This window comes from Pseudoalteromonas sp. SG41-2 (assembly GCF_014164535.1).
Lineage (GTDB): Bacteria > Pseudomonadota > Gammaproteobacteria > Enterobacterales > Alteromonadaceae > Pseudoalteromonas > Pseudoalteromonas rhizosphaerae.
The window spans coordinates 1-407 of sequence record NZ_JACJFK010000128.1 but is presented as its reverse complement, the minus strand read 5'-3'; the positions used below and the strand labels follow the sequence as shown (position 1 = coordinate 407).

The 407-nt window shown below is 40.5% G+C and carries 1 pseudogene; it reads right to left on the bottom strand.

Annotated elements, in window-relative coordinates:
* Nucleotides 1-407: pseudogene (locus H5186_RS22765) on the bottom strand (hypothetical protein); the annotation flags it as partial.

The window sequence follows — 407 nt, the reverse complement described above, 5'->3', positions numbered from 1 at the left end:
GGTTTTAACTCCTCAGGAAATCCGTGTTTTTCTGTTATATCTTTATCTATTTTGAAGTAGTGCTCTATTGATTGATATAAGTGTGTCCCAAGCGGGATTGATGTATCCATAAAGGTCATGGCTGTTGCATATTGCAGCGAATCCCACTGACGATTAAAACCACCTACGTAAAATGTCGGTTTAGTGAGTCTATAATGCTTAGGGTACTTTAATGGCACCATGAGAGACACAAACACGCGTGAACCACCACGGGCTGAGCCTACATTGCGCTCATTTGCACCAAAACAAACAATGTCTTCGTAAGGTAAATAAAACGGTTTTCTAAACAAAGTATGAGGGGTTTTTACAAGCCCGGTATGGCGATTAAAATAAAACTTATCTCGGTGCGATAATATGGCGCGGTGTTT